General features: G+C 69.4%; 17 protein-coding genes. 7 read left to right on the top strand and 10 right to left on the bottom strand.

Annotation, left to right across the window (positions count from 1 at the left end; translation table 11 throughout):
* Nucleotides 1-4: 4 nt before the first annotated feature.
* On the bottom strand, nt 5-1681 hold the full coding sequence (locus WME79_RS22575; protein ID WP_437538828.1) for a cellulose binding domain-containing protein: 1677 nt from the start codon (nt 1679-1681) through the stop codon (nt 5-7).
* 400 nt (nt 1682-2081) lie between these two features.
* Between WME79_RS22575 and WME79_RS22580 the strand changes: the two genes are divergently transcribed.
* Complete coding sequence (locus tag WME79_RS22580) at nt 2082-3479, top strand: sigma 54-interacting transcriptional regulator (RefSeq protein WP_437538830.1); 1398 nt, start codon at nt 2082-2084, stop codon at nt 3477-3479.
* Between the two features lie 253 nt (nt 3480-3732).
* On the opposite strand, the gene WME79_RS22585 is transcribed toward WME79_RS22580, so the two are convergent.
* Nucleotides 3733-3858 (bottom strand): hypothetical protein, encoded by a 126-nt coding sequence (locus tag WME79_RS22585; RefSeq protein ID WP_437538832.1) that lies wholly within the window; start codon nt 3856-3858, stop codon nt 3733-3735.
* A 250-nt stretch (nt 3859-4108) separates the two neighbouring features.
* Here WME79_RS22585 and WME79_RS22590 point away from each other — a divergent pair, with 250 nt between their 5' ends.
* On the top strand, nt 4109-5401 hold the full coding sequence (locus WME79_RS22590) for a glycosyl hydrolase family 18 protein (protein WP_437538834.1): 1293 nt from the start codon (nt 4109-4111) through the stop codon (nt 5399-5401).
* 83 nt (nt 5402-5484) lie between these two features.
* On the opposite strand, the gene WME79_RS22595 is transcribed toward WME79_RS22590, so the two are convergent.
* The gene (locus WME79_RS22595) at nt 5485-6291 is read right to left on the bottom strand and encodes a hypothetical protein (RefSeq protein WP_437538836.1); all 807 of its coding nucleotides are present in this window, start codon (nt 6289-6291) and stop codon (nt 5485-5487) included.
* A gap of 270 nt (nt 6292-6561) precedes the next feature.
* On the opposite strand from WME79_RS22595, the gene WME79_RS22600 reads away from it, so the two are divergent.
* The 3 genes from WME79_RS22600 (at nt 6562) to WME79_RS22610 (ending at nt 10381) form a co-directional block, all read left to right on the top strand.
* On the top strand, nt 6562-7977 hold the full coding sequence (locus tag WME79_RS22600; RefSeq protein WP_437538838.1) for a protein kinase domain-containing protein: 1416 nt from the start codon (nt 6562-6564) through the stop codon (nt 7975-7977).
* Between the two features lie 68 nt (nt 7978-8045).
* The gene (locus WME79_RS22605; RefSeq protein WP_437538840.1) at nt 8046-9050 is read left to right on the top strand and encodes a hypothetical protein; all 1005 of its coding nucleotides are present in this window, start codon (nt 8046-8048) and stop codon (nt 9048-9050) included.
* Nucleotides 9051-9349: 299 nt separating this feature from the next.
* Complete coding sequence (locus tag WME79_RS22610; protein ID WP_437538842.1) at nt 9350-10381, top strand: hypothetical protein; 1032 nt, start codon at nt 9350-9352, stop codon at nt 10379-10381.
* 88 nt (nt 10382-10469) lie between these two features.
* On the opposite strand, the gene WME79_RS22615 is transcribed toward WME79_RS22610, so the two are convergent.
* The 4 genes from WME79_RS22615 to WME79_RS22630 form a co-directional block, all read right to left on the bottom strand.
* Complete coding sequence (locus WME79_RS22615) at nt 10470-11441, bottom strand: SDR family NAD(P)-dependent oxidoreductase (protein ID WP_437538844.1); 972 nt, start codon at nt 11439-11441, stop codon at nt 10470-10472.
* A 170-nt stretch (nt 11442-11611) separates the two neighbouring features.
* Nucleotides 11612-12037 carry a VOC family protein gene (locus tag WME79_RS22620; RefSeq protein ID WP_437538846.1) on the bottom strand — a complete coding sequence of 142 codons (426 nt, stop codon included), beginning with the start codon at nt 12035-12037 and terminating at the stop codon, nt 11612-11614.
* 19 nt (nt 12038-12056) lie between these two features.
* Complete coding sequence (locus WME79_RS22625) at nt 12057-12794, bottom strand: TetR/AcrR family transcriptional regulator (RefSeq protein WP_437538847.1); 738 nt, start codon at nt 12792-12794, stop codon at nt 12057-12059.
* 196 nt (nt 12795-12990) lie between these two features.
* The gene (locus tag WME79_RS22630) at nt 12991-13821 is read right to left on the bottom strand and encodes a cadmium resistance transporter (protein ID WP_437538849.1); all 831 of its coding nucleotides are present in this window, start codon (nt 13819-13821) and stop codon (nt 12991-12993) included.
* On the opposite strand from WME79_RS22630, the gene WME79_RS22635 reads away from it, so the two are divergent.
* Together WME79_RS22635 and WME79_RS22640 are read left to right on the top strand one after the other, a co-directional pair.
* Entirely contained in the window at nt 13820-16294 is a 2475-nt protein-coding gene (locus WME79_RS22635) for a heavy metal translocating P-type ATPase (RefSeq protein WP_437538851.1), read from the top strand. The genes WME79_RS22630 and WME79_RS22635 overlap by 2 nt on opposite strands.
* 57 nt (nt 16295-16351) lie before the next feature.
* Nucleotides 16352-18328 (top strand): hypothetical protein, encoded by a 1977-nt coding sequence (locus WME79_RS22640; protein WP_437538853.1) that lies wholly within the window; start codon nt 16352-16354, stop codon nt 18326-18328.
* A 117-nt stretch (nt 18329-18445) separates the two neighbouring features.
* Here WME79_RS22640 and WME79_RS22645 read toward each other — a convergent pair whose 3' ends face one another.
* From WME79_RS22645 to WME79_RS22655, 3 genes are all read right to left on the bottom strand, one after another.
* Nucleotides 18446-20164 carry an RICIN domain-containing protein gene (locus tag WME79_RS22645; protein ID WP_437538855.1) on the bottom strand — a complete coding sequence of 573 codons (1719 nt, stop codon included), beginning with the start codon at nt 20162-20164 and terminating at the stop codon, nt 18446-18448.
* 150 nt (nt 20165-20314) lie between these two features.
* Nucleotides 20315-21349, bottom strand: a complete 1035-nt coding sequence (locus WME79_RS22650; protein WP_437538857.1) for an NAD-dependent epimerase/dehydratase family protein — start codon at nt 21347-21349, stop codon at nt 20315-20317.
* A gap of 210 nt (nt 21350-21559) precedes the next feature.
* Nucleotides 21560-22018, bottom strand: a complete 459-nt coding sequence (locus WME79_RS22655) for a DUF6640 family protein (protein ID WP_437538859.1) — start codon at nt 22016-22018, stop codon at nt 21560-21562.
* Nucleotides 22019-22559 lie beyond the last annotated feature (541 nt).

Below are 22559 nucleotides of genomic sequence, written 5' to 3' on the forward strand. Positions count from 1 at the left end.
CGCTCTAAGGCACCGTGTCTCGACGGGAGATCGACGAGGAGCGGAAGCCAGCTATCTTCGCGTCGACCTCGGCGGACGACAGGATCGCGTCCTCGGCGAAGTAGACCCAGTCGATATCCTCGTGGTATGTCCGCGAGCTGCGCTGCGCGGCATCGAGCTCATCGTACCAGAGGTTAAAGAAGATGAATTGGTCCACTTCTGGAGCGTACATGGAACCGTGCGTCGCGCGATGCACTCCATCGATGTAATAGCTGATGGACGTGCTGGTGACCTGGACAACGAGCGTGTGAAAGCCGTTGAAGTTCGCGGAGACCGAGTTCGAGACGTTCACGTCCGACGTCTCCCACGAAGTCAGCCACATCGTGTTCGTGTTGCCCTGCCCCCAGCCGCCGTTGGGCATGTACTCGAAATCCTGCTCCGAGTAGTCCGGGTCGCCGACGGCCCATTCGGTCAAGGTGAAGAAGGTCTCGACGGGCTTGTCGGCGTAAAAACGCGTGCCGGACAGCGGGGTGTCGTTGAACTTGACCTTGGCAGCGTAGGTGCCGAAGCGGAACTTCTGGGCGTTGGTGATCACCTCGGCCTGCGAGGTGGTCGCTCCGGTGCCGCTTGTGCTCGCCTTGAGACGCATCAGCTTGTTCGTGGCGTTCTGCGGGTCAGCGACCAGCGAGACGTTGGATTCCAGCCACGCCGCGCCGCTCACCCCTGGCGCCCCCGACCAGCTCCGCAGCGACCACCAGCTCGTGAAGTTGGCGTCGCTGGTCCCGTTGTAGCTGAAATCGTCGAAGAACTCGGCCGTGACCGCGCTGCCGGCCCGGGTCGTCGCGCTCGCCTGATTGGAGGCGGCAGACGCGCCGCCCGCATTCAGGGCCGTAACTTTGTAATAGTAGGTGGTCGACGCGGCCAGGCCGGTGCTGTTATAGCTGGTAGAGGTTATGCCGCTGGCGATGCGGTTTCCCGTGCCAGGCGTGAAACCCGACGTGGTTGATCGGTAGACGTCATAGCTTGTCGCACCGCTGCTCGCCGCCCAGCTCAGGGAGATCGCGCTTGCGCTCGACGCCGTAGCCGTCAGGGAGATCGGCGCCGGAGGCGGCGACACACTGCCGCTCGGCGGCGTACCGCTGCGCAGTCCGCCCGTGGGCGCGGAGCCGGCATCGTGCACGGTGATACGGCCAAAGTTGGAGAAGGTTGTCTGGTTTCCATACGAGTAATCGTCGGTCTCGACAACGTTCGTGTCGAACTCGATCCCGAGGTCGATCGGCTGGGTCGTCGCCCCCGCAGCCAAGCTCCCGGCGGCGCTGGTGAAGCCGATCTGTACGTAACGATCGGCGCCCGTATAGGACACTGTCCCGGTTGTCAGCGTGATTCGGCTGCAGCCCGGGCTCCACCACCAACAAGCCGGGGTCACGTTCGTCGCGCTGTTCTTCGTGAACCAGTAGCGAATGACGATGCTGCTCAGCGGTATCGAGGCAGAGGTGTTGTTGCGAATCTTTATCCCGGCCTCGATGATGGTGTCGTTCGGCGCGGAGGCGTCGTAGTTGCTGTACTGAACGGTAAAGTCTGTCGTTCCGGCGAGACTACCGCTCGAGTGACCACAAGTCGAGAGCGCGACGAAGAGGCTCAAGCACGCAAGGCGGAGGGCACGAACCCGCAAGAAATCGGCCATCCTTTCGAGGAACGTCACACGTGCGCGCCGGCTGCTCCGTCTCGTCTGCTCGACAGCATGTAGATATCTCGAGTTCATGATTGTCAATCGTGCTCCTTTCACGCCTTGCCGGCCGATCCGCCATCGCCCGGTCTGGGCGCGACGGCTGCCTTCGAGCACAGCGTGTGCCAGCGCTGAGCAGCGCCGAATTGGGCTTCGAAGCGACAGGCTCAACGGATCGTTACCGGGAGTGCGTGCGAGGGTGATCCCGGCGATCCTTCGGGTGCGATCTCCGGGGCAAAGGGGCGATCGGCGGGATCGCACCCGCCGTCATGGGGGTCACACAGTGACCCGGGGGGTTCACGCTCCGCGGTACGCGAGGCGTGAACGCCGCGCGGCCTCACGTGACGTCGGCGCGGAGGCCTGCTGAGATGGCGGTATGCCTCCGTTGAGCGACGACGATGCCGCCTCCACCGAACTCCTGCCCGGGCCGGTCCGCCCCGCCGCGGCTGCGGCCGAGAGCTTCGCCCTCTCCATCATGGCGGGCCCGGACGAGGGCCGCCGGTTCACCGTGGCGCCGGGGCTGCCCGCCCGCGTGCTCGCCGGCACCAGCCCCGCCTGCGACATCGCGCTCACCGACCGGCTCGTATCGCGCCGCCACGCCGCCTTCGAGCTCGCTGGCGCCCGGCTGCGCGTCACCGATCTCGGCTCGACCAACGGCACCTTCGTCCAGGGGCTCCGCATCGGCGACATCTACCTCCAGGGCAGCGAGCTCATCCGGATCGGCGAGACCGTGCTCCGCGTCGAGGCGCTCGGCGTCACGCAGGCGGCCGACCTCTCGTCCGCCGTGCAGTTCGGCAGGCTCGTCGGCGCCAGCGAGGCGATGCGGCTGCTCTACCCGCTGTGCGAGCGCCTCGCGGCCTCGAGCGTCCCCGTGGTGATCGAGGGCGAGACCGGGACCGGCAAGGAGGTGCTCGCCGAGGCGATCCACGAGCAGGGGCCGCGCGCTGCCGGGCCGTTCGTGGTGTTCGACTGCACGGCGGTGCCGCCGACGCTGGTCGAGTCGGTGCTCTTCGGGCACGAGCGCGGCGCCTTCACCGGCGCGAACGAGACCCGCCGCGGCGTCTTCGAGGAGGCGCACGGCGGCACGCTGCTGCTCGACGAGATCGGCGATCTCGATCTCGCGCTCCAGGCGAAGCTGCTCCGCGCGATCCAGCGCTCGGAGGTGCAGCGCGTCGGCTCGAACAAGTGGATCCGCGTCGACATCCGGGTGCTCGCGGCGACGCGGCGCGATCTGGAGCGCGAGATCCAGGCGGGGCGGTTCCGGGACGATCTGTTCTTCCGGCTCGCGGTGGCGCGGATCGAGCTGCCGCCGCTGCGCGAGCGGCGGGGGGACGTCACGGTGCTCGCGCACCACTTCTGGCGGCAGCTCGCGGGCCGCGGCGCGCTCTTCCCCCAGGGGTTCGGCGAGCGGCTCGAGGACTACGACTGGCCGGGCAACGTGCGCGAGCTCTACAACGCCGTGGCGCGCCGGGTGGCGCTCGGCGAGGCCGCGCCGATCGAGACAACCCGGGCCGGGCTCGCCTCCCCGGGCGCGCCGGCTCCGCCCTCCACGCGCGGAGGCGCAGAGCCCGGGACATCCGGCGACATCGTCGAGGAGATCCTCGCGCTGAACCTGCCCCTGCCGCGCGCGCGGGAGCGGATCGTCGAGCACTTCGAGCGGCGCTACGTGCAGCGCGTCCTCGCGCAGCACGGGGGCAACGTCAGCAACGCGGCGGCCGCGTCGGGCATCGCGCGGCGGTACTTCCAGATCCTGCGCGCCCGGCACTCCACCTGACGCCTGCGGCGCGGCGCCCACGGGGCGACAGACGCGCGACAGGCCGCGGATGAGCTCCAGGCGGCGCGAGAGCGCCGGATCGCCCGGGGCGATCCAGGAGTTCCCACGCTCGCGATCAGGGCGATCGCGGTGCGATCTCCCCGATCGCCCACGCGCGCACCCGGCTTGCCGGACGCGATCGCCGCGCTTCGGCTCCAGGAAGAGCTCAGCGACGGGCTGCCGCGACGCCGTGCGCCCCTCGTCGGAGCCACCATCACGACTGGTACATCGCTTGCTCTTCGGTGAAGAAGAAGAAGAAGAAGAAGAAGAAGAAGCGGAAGCCGGCCCCAAGCGGCGCCGCAGGAGTGGGCCACGACGACCCGGCCGCGCTCGGTACCACGATGCCCACAGCAACGGGTGGTGATCGAGGTCGAGCCCAGCGGCGAGTCACGGCCCAGCGACGCCGGATCACAGCATGGCAATGCTGCGTCCGGCGACACCACCGTCGGCGAGCGTTCGTCTCTCGTCGAAGAAAGGCCACCATGTCTCTCCATCTTTCTGAGATTGCTCCCAAGCTGTCGCTTCTCCTCGTCGCCTTCACCGCGAGCGGGCTCGGATGCCTTGCCTCCAGTTCGCCGGAGGAGCTCGACGTGGATCAGAACGAATCCGCCGCGTGCGCAGACTTTCCGGAGTGGCAGGAGGGTCAGTGGTACGACGCGGGGGCCATCGTGAATTACGAGGGATCGGCCTACTTCGCCAAGTACGAAAATCCCGGCTACATCCCGACGGTCAGCACGTACTTCTGGGAGCCGTACTCCGACTGCAGCGACAGCCCCGAGCCCACCGAGGGCTCCAGCCCCGAGCCCACCGGGGGCTCCAGCCCCGAGCCCACCGAGGGCTCCAGCCCCGAGCCCACCGAGGGATCGTGCAGCTATCCGCAATGGCAGGAGGGTCAGTGGTATAACGCGGGGGACATCGTGGATTACGAGGGGTCGGCCTACATCGCCGAGCGCGAAAATCCCGGCTACATCCCGACCGTCAGCACGTACTTCTGGGAGCCGTACTCCGGCTGCAGCGGCAGCCCCGGCGACGGCGGAAGCCCCGGCGACGACGGCAGGCCCCGCGCGGCCGGTGGGCTCCCCGCAAAGGTCGTCGCTGGCTACTACCCCAACTGGACGGAAGCGCCCGTCCGCATCCGGGACATCAACAGCAATTACAACGTGATCTATCTCTTTCACGCGAAGCCCTTCGGAGGACCGCCCGGCACCACGGGCGCCGTCTACTGGGAGGCGCCGGGTAATGGCAAGGGAGCAGCGACGAACCTGAACGCCGACATCGAGTACGCACGGACGAGCCAGGGTCGCAGGATCATCCTCTCCGTCGGCGGCGCCAACAATGGTATGAGCTTCCCGACGCGCGCGAAGTCGGAGACGTTCGTCGACAGCGTGATCGGGATCTACGACAGCCTGGGTGGGTTCGACGGCCTCGACTGGAACACCTTCGAGGCCGATCAGGCCCCCGACACCTCCGAGATGATCTGGATCAGCCAGGAGCTGAAGCGGCGCATCCCCGGCTTCATCATCACCGCGCCTCCGGCCCCCTGGAACAGCCGCGACAAGACGTTTTGCAAGGAGATGGTGGACGCCGGCGCCATGGACTACGCGGCCCCGCAGTACTACGATGGCCCCGACCTCGCCGAGCAGTCTTACATCGTGAACAGCGTGAACGAGTGGGTCTCGCTGCTCGGTCCGACGCACGTCGTCGTGGGGTTCGGGATCTCGGACCGGCAATACTACATGTCGATCGACGAGGCGATCCCCACGTGGAATCAAGTCGAGAGCAACCACCCGGCGCTCCGCGGCGTGTTCGACTGGGAGATCCACGTCGACGAGAGCAAGGGGTGGCAGTTCGCCAACGGCGTGGGACCTCTCGTCACGGACTGAAGCGGGATCGCGTGGAGCGCGCAGCGACTCCGCCCGCCGATCGCGGACAGCGCGCGCTCCCCTCGATGGAAGGAGATCTGCGCCTATCGGTAGAACGCGACGTCGTCGATCCAGATATCGAACGCCAGCTCCTTGTCGAAGAAGAACTCGATGGCCCAGAGCCGGTCCAGGGCGGGCGCGATCAACTGTTTACCGTAGGGCTCCTGCTTGAGGCACTCCACCGGAATCTTGAAGTGCTTCCACTCGCTCTCCAGCATGACGGGCTTGTGGAAGTGATTGTTGCATTCCTCCTCGGCTTCGTTGCAGATGCCCCCCAGGTGATAGGTCTGCTGATCGATGAACATCACCTTCATTTTCCTGGTGGAGCCCTCCTCGGCGCGGGCCCAGAACGTGAGGCCACGGTACTCGGACGCGTCGTAGTAGCCCTCGTCGTCCAGATGGAAGCCGACGCCGGCTCCCCAGACGATGAAGCCGTCATCGGCGCTCGTGTGCAAAGCCTTGATGCTGGCGCCGCGCGGAGGGTCAAGGGGGCTCACGAGGTCCGCCGGGTCCGCAGGATCCTGCCTTCCTTGCGGTGACTCGTCGTTGTCCTCGAACCAGAACCCTGCCCAGGGGTTCGCCCCGTCCCCTCCGGAGATCCGGGTGTCTCCGTCTTCCATGTCGTCGACCATCGACAGGGCGAGGGTCTCACCGGGCAGCACAGCGAGGATCTCGCATGGATCCCCCGCACCGCCACCGCTCCCGGCCGCTGAGCCCGCTGCGCCGCCGCCTTCGTCTCCGGAGATCTGGTCCTCTGGCTCGTAGATCTTGTCGAAGCCGAAGAGCTGCGCACATCCGAGCCCGAGCAGCGCCATGGCACATCCGCCGGCGCACCGAACGAAAGCCAGCATCGTCTTCATTTTCATGGGGAATTTCGCGAGGTTCTGGTCGCGGAGGATATGAAGTTGGCCGCCGAAATGGAATGATGACCCCACCAAGTTACACGGTTGTCACCGATCAGTCAGCGAGCGACCACCGGCCATTCCGCCGCGCGATGGCGCAGACCGCCGGAGCGCGCCCTGGATCTTTACTGGAGCACTGTAAAAAACGCCTCGATCCGTCAGTTCCTGAGTGCAGGCGTCGCGTACGCTGGTGTATAAGTTCGCCCGCTGGTGGAACCCATGTCGCTGAGTCTGGCCGACGGGATGCTGTTTGCTGGCAGGTACCGCGTGGTGCGTGGAATCGCCAGCGGCGCGATGGGCGCGGTCTACGAGGTTCTGCACATCGAGACGGAGCGCCGGCGGGCGCTCAAAGTGATGCACTCGCACCTCGCCGACAACCCCGAGTTTCAGGCCCGGTTCAAGCTGGAGGCGCGCGTCGCCGCGCGCATCGAGAGCGACCACATCGTGGAGGTGTTCGACGCCGGGATCGATGCCGAGACCGGCAAGCCGTTCCTCGTGATGGAGCTGCTCCGCGGCACGCTGCTCGACGAGCGCCTCCGCCACGCCGGGCGCCTGCCGGCGGAAGAGGCCGTCGCCTTCCTGCGCCAGACCGCCGTCGCCCTCGACAAGACACACGCCGCCGGGGTCGTCCACCGCGACCTCAAGCCCGCCAACCTGTTCCTGGCCGACACCGACGACGGGGCGCCCCGGATCAAGGTGCTCGACTTCGGCATTGCCAAGCTCGTCGTCGAAACGGCGACGGACTCGGCGGCGACCGCGGTCCTCGGCACGCCGCTCTACATGGCGCCCGAGCAATTCAGCGGCGAGTCGGTCTCGCGGGCTGCGGACATCTTCGCCCTCGGCATGATCGCGTACACGCTCCTCGTCGGCAAGGCGTACTGGCTGAACGACAGGCGGAAGTACGACAATGCGCTCGCTTTCGCGGCGCTCGCGGTGCACGGCCCGCAGGAGCCCGCGTCCGCGCGCGCGGACGCCGAGGGGGCGAAGGTGCCTCCAGCGTTCGACGCGTGGTTCGCCAAGGTGACGGCCCGCGCCCCCGAGGCGCGCTTCGCCACCGCTTCGGCCGCAGTCGAGGCGCTCGCCGAGGTCTTCGACCTGCCCGCCGCGCCGGTGCGATCATCGCGCCTGCTCCCCGCGGAGACGCCGAGCGGACATGGCCCCCTGAGCTCCCGCTCCTTGTCGCCGCCGAGCGACGTCCAGTTCCCGACTGCGACCGTGGTGACCGCGCTGCCCCCCACGAAGCAACGGAGCCGAGCCGCGATCACCGTCGCGGTGCTCGTCCTCCTCGGCGGCGGCGTTGGCGCCTTCGCCTCGCTGAGCCGCGGCGCGCTCCCCGCCGGCGGGAGCGCGGAGCCCGCGCAGACCGCGGGGGCCGCGCGCTCGCCCGCCTCCGCGCCCCCTGAAGTCCATCCGACGCCGCCTCTCCCCGAAGCCTCGGCGGCGGCCAGCGCGCCCGACGTCGCGACGCCCGATCCCGCGGCCTCCGTGCCGCTGGTCAAGGGCAGCCGCGCGCTCGCCCCTGCGACGGGGGCGGCGAGCGCGTCGCCGCCGCCAGCGCTCGGCTCACGGCGCAGGCTCGCGCCAGCCCCGTCGGCCGCAGAGCTAAGCCCTGAGCTGCTGTACAAGCCGGACTGAGCACGATGGCAGGGCGGACATTTTTGGGCCAGGAGCGAGCGGGAACGATGGTAGTGGGCGGCTCACTCATGCGCTTCTCTTGGTTCCGGTCCATCTGCCTTGGCGTGCTGGGCGTCGCCGTCGCGGCGCCGGCCAGCGCGCAGGCGCTCGCCGTCGCGGAATCGCACTTCGACCGCGGGCGCGCCGACATGCTGGCAGGCCGGTACGAGACCGGCTGCCCTGCCCTCGCCGAAAGCCAGCGCCTCGATCCTCGCCCGGGCCGGCTCTTCACGCTCGCCGAGTGCGAGGCCAAATGGGGGCGTATCGCGACCGCGGTCGCACGCTACAACGACTATCTCGCGATGGTTGATCGCATGAGTGAGGCCGAGCGGGTCAAGCAGTCGGCGCGACACAAGATCGCGCTCGGGCAACGCAGCGCGCTCGCGCCGCTCGTGCCGCAGCTCACGCTGTCGCTGCCGCCGGGCGCGCCGGCGGGGACGCGCGTGCAGTGCGACGGCATGACGCTGGAGCAGCCCTCGCTCGGCGTCGCGCTCCCCGTCGATCCCGGAGAGCACGTCGTGACGGCGCAGGCGCCGGGATGGCCCGTGACCGAGACGCGATTCACGATCGACCGGTCGGAGTCGAAGGCGATCGTGATCGAGGTGAAGCCCCCCGCGGCCGCCAAGCCGCCGCCCGCCGAACCGCGGGCGCCGGCGCCGGCGCCGGATCAGGGGCCCAGCGGCCTGCGGGTGGTCACCTATGTGGCGGGCGGGCTCGGCGTGGCCGGGCTGATCGTCGGATCGGTGACCGGGTGGATGGCGCTCGACGCGAGCGGCGTCGCGGCCGAAAACTGCAGGGACGTGAGCCCCGACCGGGCGCGATGCAAACCCGACGGGCTCGACGCTGGCAACCGCGCGAAGACGCTTGGGCTGGTGAGCACGGTCGGCTTCGGCGCCGGCGTGGCGCTCGCCGGCGCGTCGGCGCTGGTCTTCCTGCTGGAGCCATCCCCGCGCCGCCAGCGGGCGCCCGAGGTGAGCTGGGAGCTGACGGCGGGCCAGGCCGGTGGCGGCGTCCTGGTGCGTGGCCGCTGGTGACGCGCCGCGCGTGGCGTGCTGGCCGGCCCATGAGCCGGCCAGCACGCCACGCGCGGCGCGCTCGGAGGAGAAGGAAATCCACACGTCTCGGGAGCATCGAGCCCTCTGCGTCTCTGCGGTTCGAACCGATCGGCGCTCCAGACGATGGATATCGCGCCCATACTGTGGAGGAGTGACCATCGCGAACGAGCGTTGAACGATCGCGCGCGATCCGGGCACGAACGGAGATCAGCACGCTGGAGGCCTGGAGCGAGGCCGGCAGCCCCGAGGGTGACCCGAAGGACGCGCCCGCTGCGTTCGTGCCGAAGAGCCCCGACCTGCCGGGCGCGACCCTCGAGGTTCATCCGAAGGAGCCCTACGTCACCTCCGGTGAGCGCGACGAGTTCCGCTGCTTCGTCATCGATCCCGGGCTCACCGAGGACCAGTACCTGAATGGTCTCCAGATGGTGCCCGGCAACAACAAGGTCGTTCATCACGGGGTGATCGTCATCGATCCGGCGCGGTCGATCGCGGATCTGGCCGGCGCCGACGGGAGCTTTCCGTGCGGCGAGGGCGAGGTGCCGGCGGGCTCGAACCTGGGGGACTTCCAGATGCTCACGGCGTGGGCCCCCGGCACCGCCCCTGTCGATCTGCCCGACGGGGTGGGGCAGCTGATCCCGAAGGGGTCGCTCCTCCTGATGCAGATCCATTATCACCCCGCCGGCGCCACGGCCGACCCAGACCTGACGCGCATCCAGCTCAGGCTCACGAGAGAGAAGCCGAAGTACGGCTTCCTCTACCACCTGCTCGGCAACTTCGACGAGCCGGTCAACGAGCTTGGCTTCGGGCTGCTACCGGGGCCGGGCGACAAAGACGGCGTCGAGTTCCTGGTCCCCGCGGACAGCAAGGATCACGTGGAGACGGAGCAGTTCACGATCCCGGCCGTGGACTCGCCCGTGGGGCAAGAGATACCGTTTCCGCAGGGGACGCGCGTCTATGGCCAGTTCCTGCACATGCACTACCTGGGATTCGACCAGAAGGTGACCGTCACGCGCGCGAGCGGCTCGCCCGATCAACCCAGGGAGGAGTGCCTGGCACACGCGCCGAAGTGGGAGTTCGCCTGGCAGCGCTCGTACTCGTACGACGCGCCCATCGAGTCGCTCCCGACGCTCGAGCCGGGCGATGTGCTCCAGATCCGGTGCACGTACAACAACTCGACGGAGAACCCGTCCGTGGTCAAGGCGCTCAAGGAGGCTCGGTTGAGCTCGACGATCGACGTGGGCTACGGCGAGGGGAACACGTTCGACGAGATGTGCGTCGCTGGGCTCTCGCTCGTCTACCCGATGCCCTGACGAGCGGCTTGCGGGCGCGTCGACTGGACGTCAAGGGCTTCTGAGCGCGGAGTGGGCTTTGGAGGAATGCATGCCCTCGCCCGTAGGCTCAGAAGCGCTCACCGACTAGCTCTTCACTCTTCGCCCAGAGCGCTGCTGCCCGCTCCAGATCGAGCGCGTACGGACGGACCCCTTCGCTGATGGGATCGATCGGGTCGAGGGTCACCCTCGTGGTGACATGGCAGTTTTCGCAGTACCGGCCGCCAACCTCGTCCGCCGCGGCCACCACTCCAGCCCAGACCGAGGTCGCCGCGCCTTGGGGAATGGTCTTGAGCGCGAACGGTGGTTTGCCTCGAGCAGCGAGGTCCGCGTTGCTCCGCTCGACAAAGGTCGCGAGGGCGTCGCCGGGGAGGTGGCGCCCGAGCTCGGTCTTGATGACGCCCGGGTGCACAGCGGTGGCGCGCGTCCCGCGCTCGCGGAGGCGTCGATCGAGCTCCACCGCGAACAGGATGTTCGCGGTCTTGGAGCGCCCGTACGCGACGAACGGCTCGTACGGCGTGCGCTCGAAATGCGGATCGTCGAGGTCGACGTCCGAGTAGCGATGTCCCGAGGACGAGAGAGCCACCACCCTCGAGCCTCCACGCAGCAGGGACGCAATCCGATTGGCGAGCACGAAATGCCCGAGGTGGTTCGTGCCGAATTGCAGCTCGAACCCGTCCTCGGTCAGGCCGAACGGACACGCCATGACACCGGCGTTGGTGATGAGAACGTCGAACGGCTCCCCGCGCTTCAGCAGGTTGTCGGCGCAGCGACGGACACTCGCCAGCGAAGCGAGGTTCAGCTCCACCAGCTCCAGCCCGCCGGAGCCGGTGCTCGCCGCCTGCACCCAGCGGGTCGCTGCTTCCGCCTTGGCCAGGTTGCGCGCGGTGCCGACCACGTGGGATCCATGGGCCACGAGCGCGCGCGCAGTCTCGATCCCGAGGCCGGCAGAGACGCCGGTGACCAAGATGCGTTTGCCGCTGAGATCGCGGCCCGCGAGGACTTCATCTGTGGCCGACGTCGCTCCGAAGGTCTGGGCCATCGTTGTCTCCTGCGAAGAAGCTGCTCTGCGCCGACGCGCGGGCTCTCGCTCAGCGGACCACACACCGAAGCTGCAAAGCGCGGCACAATCACCCACGCCTGGTCTTCATCGGCGCGGGAGTCCCGGCGTCGGCCCCTGGAAGAGGCGACTCCACGCGTTCTTCCTTTGGCTCAGGGGGCCTTGTACTCCGTGGCGACATCCAGGACCCAGGTGACGCCGAAGCGGTCCTTGAGCATCCCGTAGAGGGGCGTCCATCCCGACGGCGCCAGAGGCTGCGCGACGGTCGCGCCAGCAGAGAGCTTCTCCCAGAGCTCGGTGATTTCCTTGGCCGAGTCGCCGCGGACCGAGACAAAGAACGCGTTCTTTCCTTGCTCCCATGGCACGCTGGAAGGCACGTCGTAAGCCATCACTCGGAAGCCGTTCTTGGCAGCGACTTGGCCCCACATCACATGATCGGCCTCCGACGAAGCCTGGACGTTTTGTGCGTCCTTGTAGGTCACGATGGCGATGTCACCGCCGAACACGAGCTGGTAGAACTCCAGCGCCGCTCGGGCATCGCCACGGAAATTGAGGTGGTTGGTGACGCTTACGGTCATGACTTTCTCCTATGCAAGTTCAGGGTTTTGAGCGTGTCTGCGCGTTCACGGATCGTCGGCGTGACGGGGGTTTGCCGACCGGTGAGGCAGCGAGATCGGGTCGGTGACCTGTCGCGTCTGATGGCACGTCGGAGGGCTGATTCCGGAGGGCCGGTACGATGACTCCGTCAACCATCGACACGAGGAAGGCCAAGTCGATCGGCCTGCGCTGGACCAAGGTGCGGTAGGCGGCCATCGACGGGATGACCTGAGACAGAGTGCGGATGTCGGCGGACGCCGAGATCTCGCCGCGCGCGACGGCTCGCTGCATCAGCGCGAGATGCGCTTCGGCCCACGGTTCGACGACCGCGCTGTTCGCTGCCTCGGCGAGCGCCTGCTCTTGCGAGAGCAGCGAGGCGAGCCCGGTCATGATCTTGAGCTTGCGCTCGCCCTCTTCGATCGACTGCGGCTTGAACAAGCCGAGGAGGTCTCCGCGGAGCGTGCCCGTGTCGGGCAGATGCTCGAGATCCACCTGATTGCGCTTCATGTGCGCGACGGCGTCGATGACCAGCTCCGCCTTCGAGGTCCAACGGCGGTAGATGGTCGCCTTCCCGGCTCCTGCTCGCGCGGCCACCAGGTCCATCGTCAGGCCCGCAGCGCCCACCTCCGCGAGGACATCGAGCGTTGCGTCAAGGATCTCAGCGTCGCGCGAGTGGTCTCGCTTTCGCCCGGGCTGTGCGGGCTGGACTTCGACTGAGTCGCCATCCTTCTGGGTCATCCCCGTTGCCTCTCGACCTCCGGACGTATCGATACCGGAAGGTTCCGGAACTGTCAAGTTCCGAAACTTATCAGTTTCGTTTTTGCTCCTGCGTACGCCTTGCCCTGGCCCGTCCGGATCCCTGGCCAGACTCCTGGTGGGTGGAACTGGCACGGCGCTCTCACCAAGGTGAGCTCACAGCGCCCCCCGGGCTCTACTACCCCGCACGGACGAGCACGAGGGCGTCGGACAGGATCCAGAGCCCGAGGCCGATCAAGACGAACGGCAGCGCCGCACGGCCGGAACGCCGGATGCGCGTGCCCAGGATCGGGTGGTTGACAAGGCGGTGCCCGAGCGCGCACCAGGCGCCGGTCATGACCGCGAACACGGCCGCATGAAGCGGGATGTGCGCAGGAGAGCTGGAGAACAGCGGGATATAAACGCCGAGGTTGTCCCCGCCGTTCGCGAGGGTCACGCTCGCCACGGCGATCACCTTGAAGCGCGACGCGCTGCCATGGGGCTCGCGCGCGCTGTCTGCTGCGTCCGCTTCGTCCGCTCCATCCGCCACGCCGGCTTCCCTGGCCCTGGAGCCTCGCCAGAGCGCCCAGAGGCCTCGCAGGCCGAGCGCGAGGGGAGCCAGTCCGAGCAGGCCGATCCATCCGTCCGGTACGCGGACCGCGAGCAGCGCACACGCGACGCTCGCTATCACCAGCGCCGCGATGCCGAGGAGCTGGCCGGCCACCACCTGAGCGGGGGTGAAGTCCGGATCCGCGAAGAAGGCCGAGAGAAGGAGGATGTCATCGATGTTCGTGGACACGAACACGACCACGCTCACCCCGAGAACCGGAAGGATCTGCTCCATGGCGCGCCCACGGACGTACCACCTCCCCCGGTTCGCGTCCGCTCGGCAGAGCGCCGGCGCCGCTCCGAACCGGCCGGCGCTGGAGCCCACCCGGGCCTGCTGGGGGTAGACCGTAATCACCGGAGCGGCGGCGCGTCTGCGCAGGCGACAGGAGACGAGCCACGAGCTCGTGTAAGGAGAAGCCATGGCGACGATTCCCCAGCCCGTGCAGCCGACCAGCGCGAAGGCCGCGCCCGCCGCGCAGGGCGCCCGGACGGAGCTTCCGGTGCAGGGCATGACCTGCGCGGCGTGCGTGCGCCGCGTCGAGAAGGCGCTGCGCGCCGCGCCCGGCGTCCAGGATGCGGCCGTCAACCTCGTGACCCGGCGCGCGACGATCACCTACGACGCGCAGGCGACCACGCCGGCCGCGCTCGCCAGCGCCATCGTGGAGGCGGGATACGAGGTGCCCGAGGTCCCCCCGGCGGCCAGCTTCCCTGACGCCGCGCCGATCACCGGCGTTCCCGCAGCCCCGCAGGCCGACGGCGCCCCCGCAAGCCCGGCGATCACCGGCGTCCACGCGGCCTCCATGGCGCCCGAGCGCCCGGCAGCGACGGCGGGCGCCCCAGCGGCGCGCCAGCAATCGAGCGCGGCCGAGCGCGCCGCCGCCATGGATGCGGCCGAGCAGAAGGAGCAGCGGACGCTCCGGCGCGACGTCGCGATCGCCGCGCTGCTCACCGCGCCGCTGCTCGCCGTGGCCATGTCCCACGGCGCGATCCCGGCGCTCGAAGGCGCCCCCGCGCGCTGGCTCTCGCTCGCGCTCGCGACGGTCGTGGTCTTCGGGCCGGGGCGCCGGTTCTTTCGCCTGGCCTGGAGCGCGCTCCGGCATCGCGCCGCGGACATGAACACCCTCGTGAGCCTCGGGACCGGCGCCGCCTGGCTCTACTCGACCGCCGCGGTCGCGGCCCCCGGCCTCTTCCCGCACGCCGAGCACGGCCACGCGCCGCCCGTCTACTTCGAGGCCGCGGCCGCGATCGTCACCTTCGTGCTGCTCGGCAAGCTCCTCGAGACGCGCGCGCGGAAGCGGCTCGCCGACGCGGTGCGCGGGCTCGTGGCGCTCCAGCCGAAGACGGCCCGGCGCGTCCGCGGCGACGCCGAGGAAGAGGTGCCCGCCTCCTCCCTCGCCCCGGGCGACCTCGTGCGGGTGCGGCCCGGCGAGCGCATCGCGACCGACGGTGAGGTGGTCGACGGCGCCTCCGCGGTCGACGAGGCGATGCTCACCGGCGAGAGCATGCCCGTCGACAAGACGGCGGGCTCGGCCGTGTTCGGCGGGACGCTCAACCAGAGCGGCGCCCTCACCTTCCGCGTCACGAAGACCGGCGCGGACACCGCGCTCGCGCGCATCGTCGAGTCCGTCGAACAGGCGCAGGGGTCGCGCGCGCCGATCGCGCGCCTCGCCGACGTGGTGAGCGGCGTCTTCGTGCCCGTCGTCCTCGGCGTCGCGTCGCTCGCCTTCGCCGCGTGGCTCGCGATCGACCCCACCGCCGCGGGGCTCGCCACGGCGGTCGAGCGGTTCGTCGCCGTGCTCGTGATCGCCTGCCCGTGCGCGCTGGGGCTGGCCACGCCGGCCGCCGTCGCCGTCGGCACAGGGCGCGGCGCGGAGCTCGGCGTCCTCGTCAAGGGCGGCGCGGCGCTCGAGGCGGCGAGCCGCGTCGACACGGTGCTGCTCGACAAGACCGGGACCCTGACCTCGGGTCGGCCCGAGCTCACGGACGTCGTGGACCTCGCGGGCCACGGCGAGGCGGCGCTCCTTGGCCTCGTGGCGGCCGCCGAGCGCGAGAGCGAGCACCCGGTGGCGCGGGCGATCGTCGAGGGCGCCCGCGGCCGCGGGATCGGCATGGAGCCGGCCTCGGCGTTCCGCGCAGAGATCGGCCACGGCATCGAGGCGCGCGTCTCGGGGCGCCTCGTGCGCGTCGGGACCGCGGCGTGGCTGCAGCGGGCGGGCATCGACACGGTCGCGCAAGAGGCCGAGGCCGATCGCCTGGCCTCGCTGGGCCGCACGCCGTCGTTCGTGGCCGTCGACGGGCGGCTCGCGGGCCTCGTCGCGGTCGCCGACCGGCCCACCGAGGAGGCGCGCCGCGCCGTGGCGGCCATGGCTGAGCTCGGCGTCGAGGTGGCGATGGTGACCGGCGATCGGGCGGGCGCCGCGCGCGCCGTCGCCGACGAGCTCGGCATCCGCGCCGTGTTCGCGGAGGTGAGGCCCGAGGACAAGGCGCGGATCGTCCGCGAGCAGCGGGCCGCCGGCCGCAGGGTGGCCATGGTCGGCGACGGCATCAACGACGCGCCCGCGCTCGCCAGCGCAGACGTGGGGATCGCCCTGGGCAACGGCACGGACATCGCCATCGCGTCTGCGGACGTGGCGCTGATCCGCGGCGGGATCGTGGGCCTCCCCACCGCACTCACGCTCGCGCGCGCCACGCTGCGAACGATCCGGCAGAACCTGTTCTGGGCGTTCATCTACAACGTGATCGGCATCCCGATCGCCGCGGGGCTGCTGTACCCGCTGACCGGCTGGCTCCTCTCACCGGTCCTCGCGAGCGCGGCCATGTCGCTGTCGAGCGTGTCGGTGCTCGGCAATTCGCTCAGGCTCCGCGCGTTCGGGCGACGTGGAACAGATGAATGAATGAATGAATGAGAGGGACCGCAGGCGCACCGAAGCCTCCTGAAATACGGAGGGTCCATGCAAGCTTACCGTCGATACGTTGGCACCGCGATTGCTTTTGCCCTGTCCCTCTCTGCCGGTGCCGCTGACGCTGCCGTCACGGTCCAGATCGTCCAGCCGAGCAACGTGTTCATCGAGGGCGATACGATCCCGGTGCGCGTCGCGGCGCAGGCGCCAGACGATGTCTACTACGTAGAAGCGGAGTTCGAGGGGATCGTCATCGAGCTCACGCCGACGGAAGACGGCACCTTCGAAGGGTCGTTCGATCTCGGCGAGCTCGGGGGCGATCTTCCCTATGGACCTCACGTCGTGACGGTCGACGCGTACAGCACGCTCGGCGAGATGGCGACCGCACAGCGCACATTGCACCGGTACGCGCCGCCGACCCTCGGATGGAACGTGCTACCGAACGATACCCTGACAGCAGGCGTGCGCTTCGACGCGAAGTGCATCCCGACGCCGCCGTACGAGTGCCAGCGCCTATCGGCGGAGTTCAGGAGCCCCGCGGACGTCGGGCGCGCCAACGTAGTCATTAACTTCCTCACCACGGCGCCGCAAGAACTCCAGTCGTCCCACCCGGAGCGGCTCTACATCAAGGAGGACCGGTGGGGAAACCCTGTTGTCTATCAGCTCCCGTCGGGCAGGACGTACACGCTCACGATCGAGGCCAGCGACGGCGTGGGCCCGACCGTCACGCGGACGGTCGGCCCGATCCACGTCGATCGGAGCCCGCGGCTCACCGTGGTCGAGCGCGCTCCTGGCGCCATCCTCGACTTCGATGCCACGCGGCTCCTTGTCCTGAACGACCGCGGGCGCATCGGGATCGTCGAGCGCGCCACACGGGCCGTGACGTGGATCGAGACGATGCCGGCGGGAGATGCCCCGCTCAGCGCGGTGTATGGCGCGCTCATGCCGTCCGGGGCTGTGTACCAGACGACAAACGGCTACGTCCGCTCCTGGATCAACGGCGTTCGGAGCACGGTCGGGCGCGCGGCGCGCCTCGACGCGGTGAACGGCGACACGGCGGTGTGGACCTCGGACAGCGACGACTGGGCCCACGCGCACGACTCGTCCACGGGGGACAACACGACCCTCTGGTTCAGCTGGGGCAGCCGATCGCCATTCCAGGCCGACATCACGGCTTCCGGCGAGATCTACTTCGGCACCTATGAGGGAGCCTCGATCGTCGGGCCTGGCGGGGCGCTCCTCGGCGATCACGAGGGCAACCTGCAGCGGCCGATCACCGACGGGACGAACGTCGTCGGCCGGTGGTGGGACGGGCGCACGAGCTCGAGCTACCTGTACACGGCGGATGGAGAAGAGGTGTTCCTGGGCGACTCGATCACGGGCGCCTCGGCCGGGCTGCTGGCGCACGCGGGCCACGCCGGCTTCCTGAAGAGCAATGGCGCCGTCAACCAGGTGTGGCTGCGGACCCCCGACGGCGAGCAGCATCAGATCAGCGACTTCGCGACATCGAGCCAGTTCGATCAAGCGAAGCTCCGGGTCGGCCACGACGGCCTCAGCGACACCGGCGACGTCCTCTTCCTGAACGGCGGCAAGCGCTACATCGGCCGGCCGGGGGGCGCACCCGAGGTGATCAGCTCGGACCTCGGGCACGGGCGCTGGCTCGACGGGAGCTGGCACGTGACCATTGGCAACACGCTGGCTCAGGTCACGAGCGCGGCAGGCTCCCCTGCGCTCCTCGCGGCGCCCGCGAACCTCGCAGGCGCGCTGGAGGGCGGCGGCGAGCGTGAGGTGCTGTCCACCTGGTTCAGGGACGAGCTGCTCGACGCGCCGATGTGGGCTCGGGATCTGCACGAGCCCGACGCGCTGCCGGCGCCGGCCGATGCCGATGCGGACACGGGCGGCGACGTCGCGCCGGCCGCAGCGGGGTGCAGCGCAGCTGGCCAGGCAGGCTCCGCGGGCAGCGCCGGCGCGCTCGCAGCGGCGCTCGCGGGCCTCGCGCTCGGGCGGCGGCGGCGCGTCCGGTCGTAGCGGCGCCGCGCTCCTCCACCCGGCCCGGCTCGACCTCGATCGGGCCGGGCTCGGCGCTCACCGGCGCCAGCGTCGCCGCGGCCCCCGCTGGGGGCCGCTCCGCCGGTCATCCCCCCATCACTCGGCGACGTCGATCTGCCATCGCTGCTCGTCGCCGCTGCCGCCCGCCCGCTGCTCGATCACGGCGGCGTCCTCGGTGGAGCCCTGGTACACCCCGATCAGCTTGCCGCTCTTCTTGTTCTTGATCTGGAAATCGCCGCCGCCCAGATCGATGAACAGCCACGCCTGGTTGTCGCCGTCATGGTTCTCCCATTGCACCAGCGCGACGCCGTCGCTCGTCGACTCGTCAGGGACATCCAGCACCTTGCCGCTCTTGACGTTGGTCAGCCGGAAGTAGCCCGATCCATTGTAGTTGAAGCTCCACTTCTGGCTGTCTCCGCCCCTGTCCGCGTTCTGGACGACGTCCGCCCCGTCCTCGCCCGACGCGCCGACGACATCCATCACCTTGCCGCTCTTCTTGTTGACGAGCTTGAAATTGTTCGTCGCTCCGACGACGGTGCCGGCCGACGTGTCGATGGTGAGCGTGTTGTTCCAGCGCATGCTCATGGTGGTGTCCGACGGGAAGGAGATCGGCTGCCAGACATACGTCGAGTTGTTGACCGGTCCGCTCCAGGCCCCGGCCCACCGGTCTCCCATGTACAGGTAGGCCGTCCCGGCGCTGCCCTGGACCGGGAGCACGTAGGTCGACTGGGAGTGGTAGGTCGTGCCGTCACCGACATTGGTCATCGACGACCAGCCCCTGTCGAGGGAGCGGGACGTCGCGTATTTCGCCTGGTTGGGCGACCAGCCCGTGGCGCCGGAGGTCAGCAGGAAATAGGTGCCGTTCCGCTTGAACAGCGCCGGCGCCTCCCGGTGCCCGCCGGGGAAGAGCGTTGCGGAGAGGCGAGCGACGGACAGGTAGTCGGGGGTCAGCTCGTAGAGGTTGAGATCGTAGTTCTCGTTCGTGGCGGAGATGAAATAGGCCTTGCTGTCGTCATCGACGAAGAGCCCGCAGTCGCGGGACATGTGCCCGGGCTTGCCGTGATCGGTCACCCCGCTGCCGGCGAGCGGACGGAAGCTGCCGTGATACGTGTAGTCGCCGTCGACGGTGCTCGAGCTCGCGACCGCGGCGCGGGCCTCGCCGTAGTTCACCCCGTTCTCCCAGTGCATCCACATCACGAATTTGTCCGTGGATGCGTTGTAGACCACCTTCGGGCGCTCGATGTTGGCCGGATCGAGGTCCTTGTCGGAGTCCATCGTCAAGACATGGTTCCTGAACTCCCAGCGCCGCAGATCGGTCGAGCGATAGCAGGAGACGGCATAGAACGTCCCGTCCGGGTTCCGGTTCTCCCCGAACCAGTAGTAATAGTCGCCTACCCGGATCACCCCTCCCCCGTGCGCCTGGATGGGTTTGCCCGAGGTGTCGGCCCACTGGATCCCGTTGACCAGGGGTCCGACGGCCGGCGGGAGCTCCGGTCCCCCACCCTCGCCAGGCGCCCCGCCGCCGCCGGACGCCGAGCCGACCGATGCGCCGGAGGTGCCGGGCGCCCCGCCGCTGCCAGACGACGAGCCGACCGACGCGCCGGGCGCCCCGCCTCCGCCAGACGCCGAGCCGACCGATGCGCCGGGCGCCCCGCCTCCGCCAGACGCCGAGCCGACAGAAACGCCGACCTGCGAAGCGCCGCCGCCGCCCTCCGATGAGCCCCCAGGGAGCTCTTCCGCGCCGGAACCGCAAGACGCGACGCCGAGCCCCACGACCAGCAGGCCCATCACCGGAGACAAGGAACCGAGACGCATGACGCCCTCCAGAAAGAGCGCCATCTCCGGGCCTCCAACCGGGCGAGTCAAGTCCTTCTCGCGCGCGGTGGTCTGGTTGATTTGATCCGCTCCCGTGCGATCTGCCAGCCTGCGCCCCGCGGAGAACTCGGCCGCGCGCTCGTGGCCCGATCAGGCCCGCGCCGCGGGGATCGCCGCTGCTCCACGCGGGGCGGCGATCTTGTACCTGCCGCGGGCCCACGCGGCGATATCGGCGACCTGCCGCTCGACGGGGGTCGCCGACCAGCCGAAGGCCTCGCGGAAGCGCGTGTCGTCGATGACATAGGGCACGTCCCACTGGTACGCCATCTCGGCCACTTCCCGCATGAAGGGCGAGAACAGGCCTATCGCACGCAGCAGGATGCGCGGGAGTCGCGCCACCTCGACCTCGACGGCAAGCGCGCGCCCGAGGCGCTGCGCGAGCGCCCGCGTGCTCTCGGCAGGCGCCGTCGGCAGGTGCCAGACATGGCCCATGGCCTCCTCCCGCTCGCCCAGCGTCACGAGGCCCCGCGCCACGTCCTCCACGTAAGTATACGAGTGAGGCATCTCGGGATCGCCCATGCACTCCACGGCTTTTCCGGCGAGCGCGCGCGAATAGAAACGGTCGCCCCAGGCGGACAGCGGCACGTCGGCGCCAAAGAAGTCGCTGGCGCGCCCGATGGCCACGCGCACGTCGCCACGGCGCTGGGCCGCGAGGCGCATCTCCTCCAGCTCGACGCGCAGCGCGCCCTTCTTGCTGCAAGGGCGGCGCGGCGAGTCCTCTCTCATGGCCCCGTCGGGCACGCCGTACATGTACAGGCAGTCGAGGGCCACGAGCTTCGCGCCCGCCTTGCTCGCGCCGTGCACCGCGCCGCGCGCGATGGGCAGGAGCTGCGTCGCCCAGAGGTGGTAGGGCGGGTTCATGCAATCGTAGACCACGCTAGCGCCGCGCGTGGCCTCCTCGGCGAAGGCGAGGTCGGTGATGTCGCCGCACACCGACGTGAGCCCCGGCCGCTCCGGAGCGCGGCGGGTGCGCTGCACCAGGCGCACGCGATGGCCCTGCGCCAGCAAGAGATCCGCGACCCGCGGGCCGATCTGGCCGGCGCCTAGCACGACGTGGAGGCGAGACGACGGGCTGGAGACGAGCGATGCGTTGTTCATGAGCACCAGGATGAGTCTTGCGACCACGCAAGACAACGCCCAGAAACGCAACTTGTGGCGGCAAAAATGCAAGACCCAACGGTCAGGCCCGGGCCTGGGGAGCTCGCCGTTACCGATCCGTCGCCTCGGGCGGCCCTGGTGGTCAGGGTCGGGCGGGGCGGCGCGGCGCGGCGCGGTAACAGAGCGGTGGCGAAGTGCAGAGTATCCTCACCACGCCGACCTCCCCCGACTCCCATGCTATGTGTGCGTTGGCGCGAGCTGCGCGGCGTCGGCAGCAGACTTCGCGTTGCGAGCGCGCCGGTCGAGCACGACGCCGCCGACCGACATGGCGACGATCACGACGGCGAGCACCATATTGGGGTGGATTGACGCGAAGGGCTCCATCCCGTCGGGCCAGCTCGACGTACCAGGCAGGCGCGAGGCTGGCATGAACGGGCCCCAGCAGTGCGCCGGCAAGAACGCCGCGAACCTCACCGCGAGGCGGGAATCCCGGCCCTCATAACGACCCCAGAGCAGCACCAGAGCCATCACGCCGGAGATGATGTTGACGAGCAGGAGCACCGCCCCATGAAATCTGGCGTGGGGCGGCCACAGTGGATTGAACAGGTGCGTGTGGTTCACGTCTGCGATCGTCGGAATGATGGACGTCGCCGCGGCTGCGATGGAGATAAGGACCTTGGACGCTCGCTGGCTCATGTTTGTTCCGTGGCGAACTGCGGCGAACGCGCTCGCCGATCCGCCGGTAGAATGGCGCTTGTCGAAGCGTCACGCGCGCTTCGTGTCCCGGCCGGGGCACGGGGCGACGGCTTCGATGATCTGACCCTAACGTCTGCCTCGACGGCTCGCATTGCCCGGAGGCGCCAGAGAGATGGCTCGCGCCGCCACGCCCGCGGGCAAGGCACCATGGCGGTCGCGCGACGGATCGCGACGGTTCACCGCCGCAACTTCGTCCTTGGGCCTCGTCGCTGGTGCGGCGGAGCGAGCGACGGAAAGGCCAACAATTCTCAATACCTCTACGGGACACGGGCGGCTGGATCCTCCTCGGGTGTGGCCCAACGCGGACCCAACGGCCGACGTCGGATGCTTCAGCGTCCACCACGGCGGGGGCGGCAGCGTCGCTCGGGGACGGCGCCAGACGGGACGTTGCCGAGGCGAGGGCAAGAGCGAAGCGCGGTTCTCCGGCGCGTTCACGGACAAGCTGCTGGGATGAGGGGCGCGACCCGGGCCAGGTCCCGAC

It is taken from the genome of Sorangium sp. So ce726 (genome assembly GCF_051521405.1).
In the GTDB taxonomy this organism is placed as follows: Bacteria; Myxococcota_A; Polyangia; order Polyangiales; family Polyangiaceae; genus Sorangium.

What these genes read in the sequence shown, in the direction of transcription:
- WME79_RS22645 (WP_437538855.1), bottom strand. Translation starts at nt 20,164, where the DNA reads ATGCGTCTCGGTTCCTTGTCTCCGGTGATGGGCCTGCTGGTCGTGGGG.
- WME79_RS22620 (WP_437538846.1), bottom strand. Translation starts at nt 12,037, where the DNA reads ATGACCGTAAGCGTCACCAACCACCTCAATTTCCGTGGCGATGCCCGA.
- WME79_RS22640 (WP_437538853.1), top strand. Translation starts at nt 16,352, where the DNA reads ATGCAAGCTTACCGTCGATACGTTGGCACCGCGATTGCTTTTGCCCTG.
- WME79_RS22635 (WP_437538851.1), top strand. Translation starts at nt 13,820, where the DNA reads ATGGCGACGATTCCCCAGCCCGTGCAGCCGACCAGCGCGAAGGCCGCG.
- WME79_RS22630 (WP_437538849.1), bottom strand. Translation starts at nt 13,821, where the DNA reads ATGGCTTCTCCTTACACGAGCTCGTGGCTCGTCTCCTGTCGCCTGCGC.
- WME79_RS22600 (WP_437538838.1), top strand. Translation starts at nt 6,562, where the DNA reads ATGTCGCTGAGTCTGGCCGACGGGATGCTGTTTGCTGGCAGGTACCGC.
- WME79_RS22580 (WP_437538830.1), top strand. Translation starts at nt 2,082, where the DNA reads ATGCCTCCGTTGAGCGACGACGATGCCGCCTCCACCGAACTCCTGCCC.
- WME79_RS22595 (WP_437538836.1), bottom strand. Translation starts at nt 6,291, where the DNA reads ATGCTGGCTTTCGTTCGGTGCGCCGGCGGATGTGCCATGGCGCTGCTC.
- WME79_RS22625 (WP_437538847.1), bottom strand. Translation starts at nt 12,794, where the DNA reads ATGACCCAGAAGGATGGCGACTCAGTCGAAGTCCAGCCCGCACAGCCC.
- WME79_RS22605 (WP_437538840.1), top strand. Translation starts at nt 8,046, where the DNA reads ATGCGCTTCTCTTGGTTCCGGTCCATCTGCCTTGGCGTGCTGGGCGTC.
- WME79_RS22655 (WP_437538859.1), bottom strand. Translation starts at nt 22,018, where the DNA reads ATGAGCCAGCGAGCGTCCAAGGTCCTTATCTCCATCGCAGCCGCGGCG.
- WME79_RS22615 (WP_437538844.1), bottom strand. Translation starts at nt 11,441, where the DNA reads ATGGCCCAGACCTTCGGAGCGACGTCGGCCACAGATGAAGTCCTCGCG.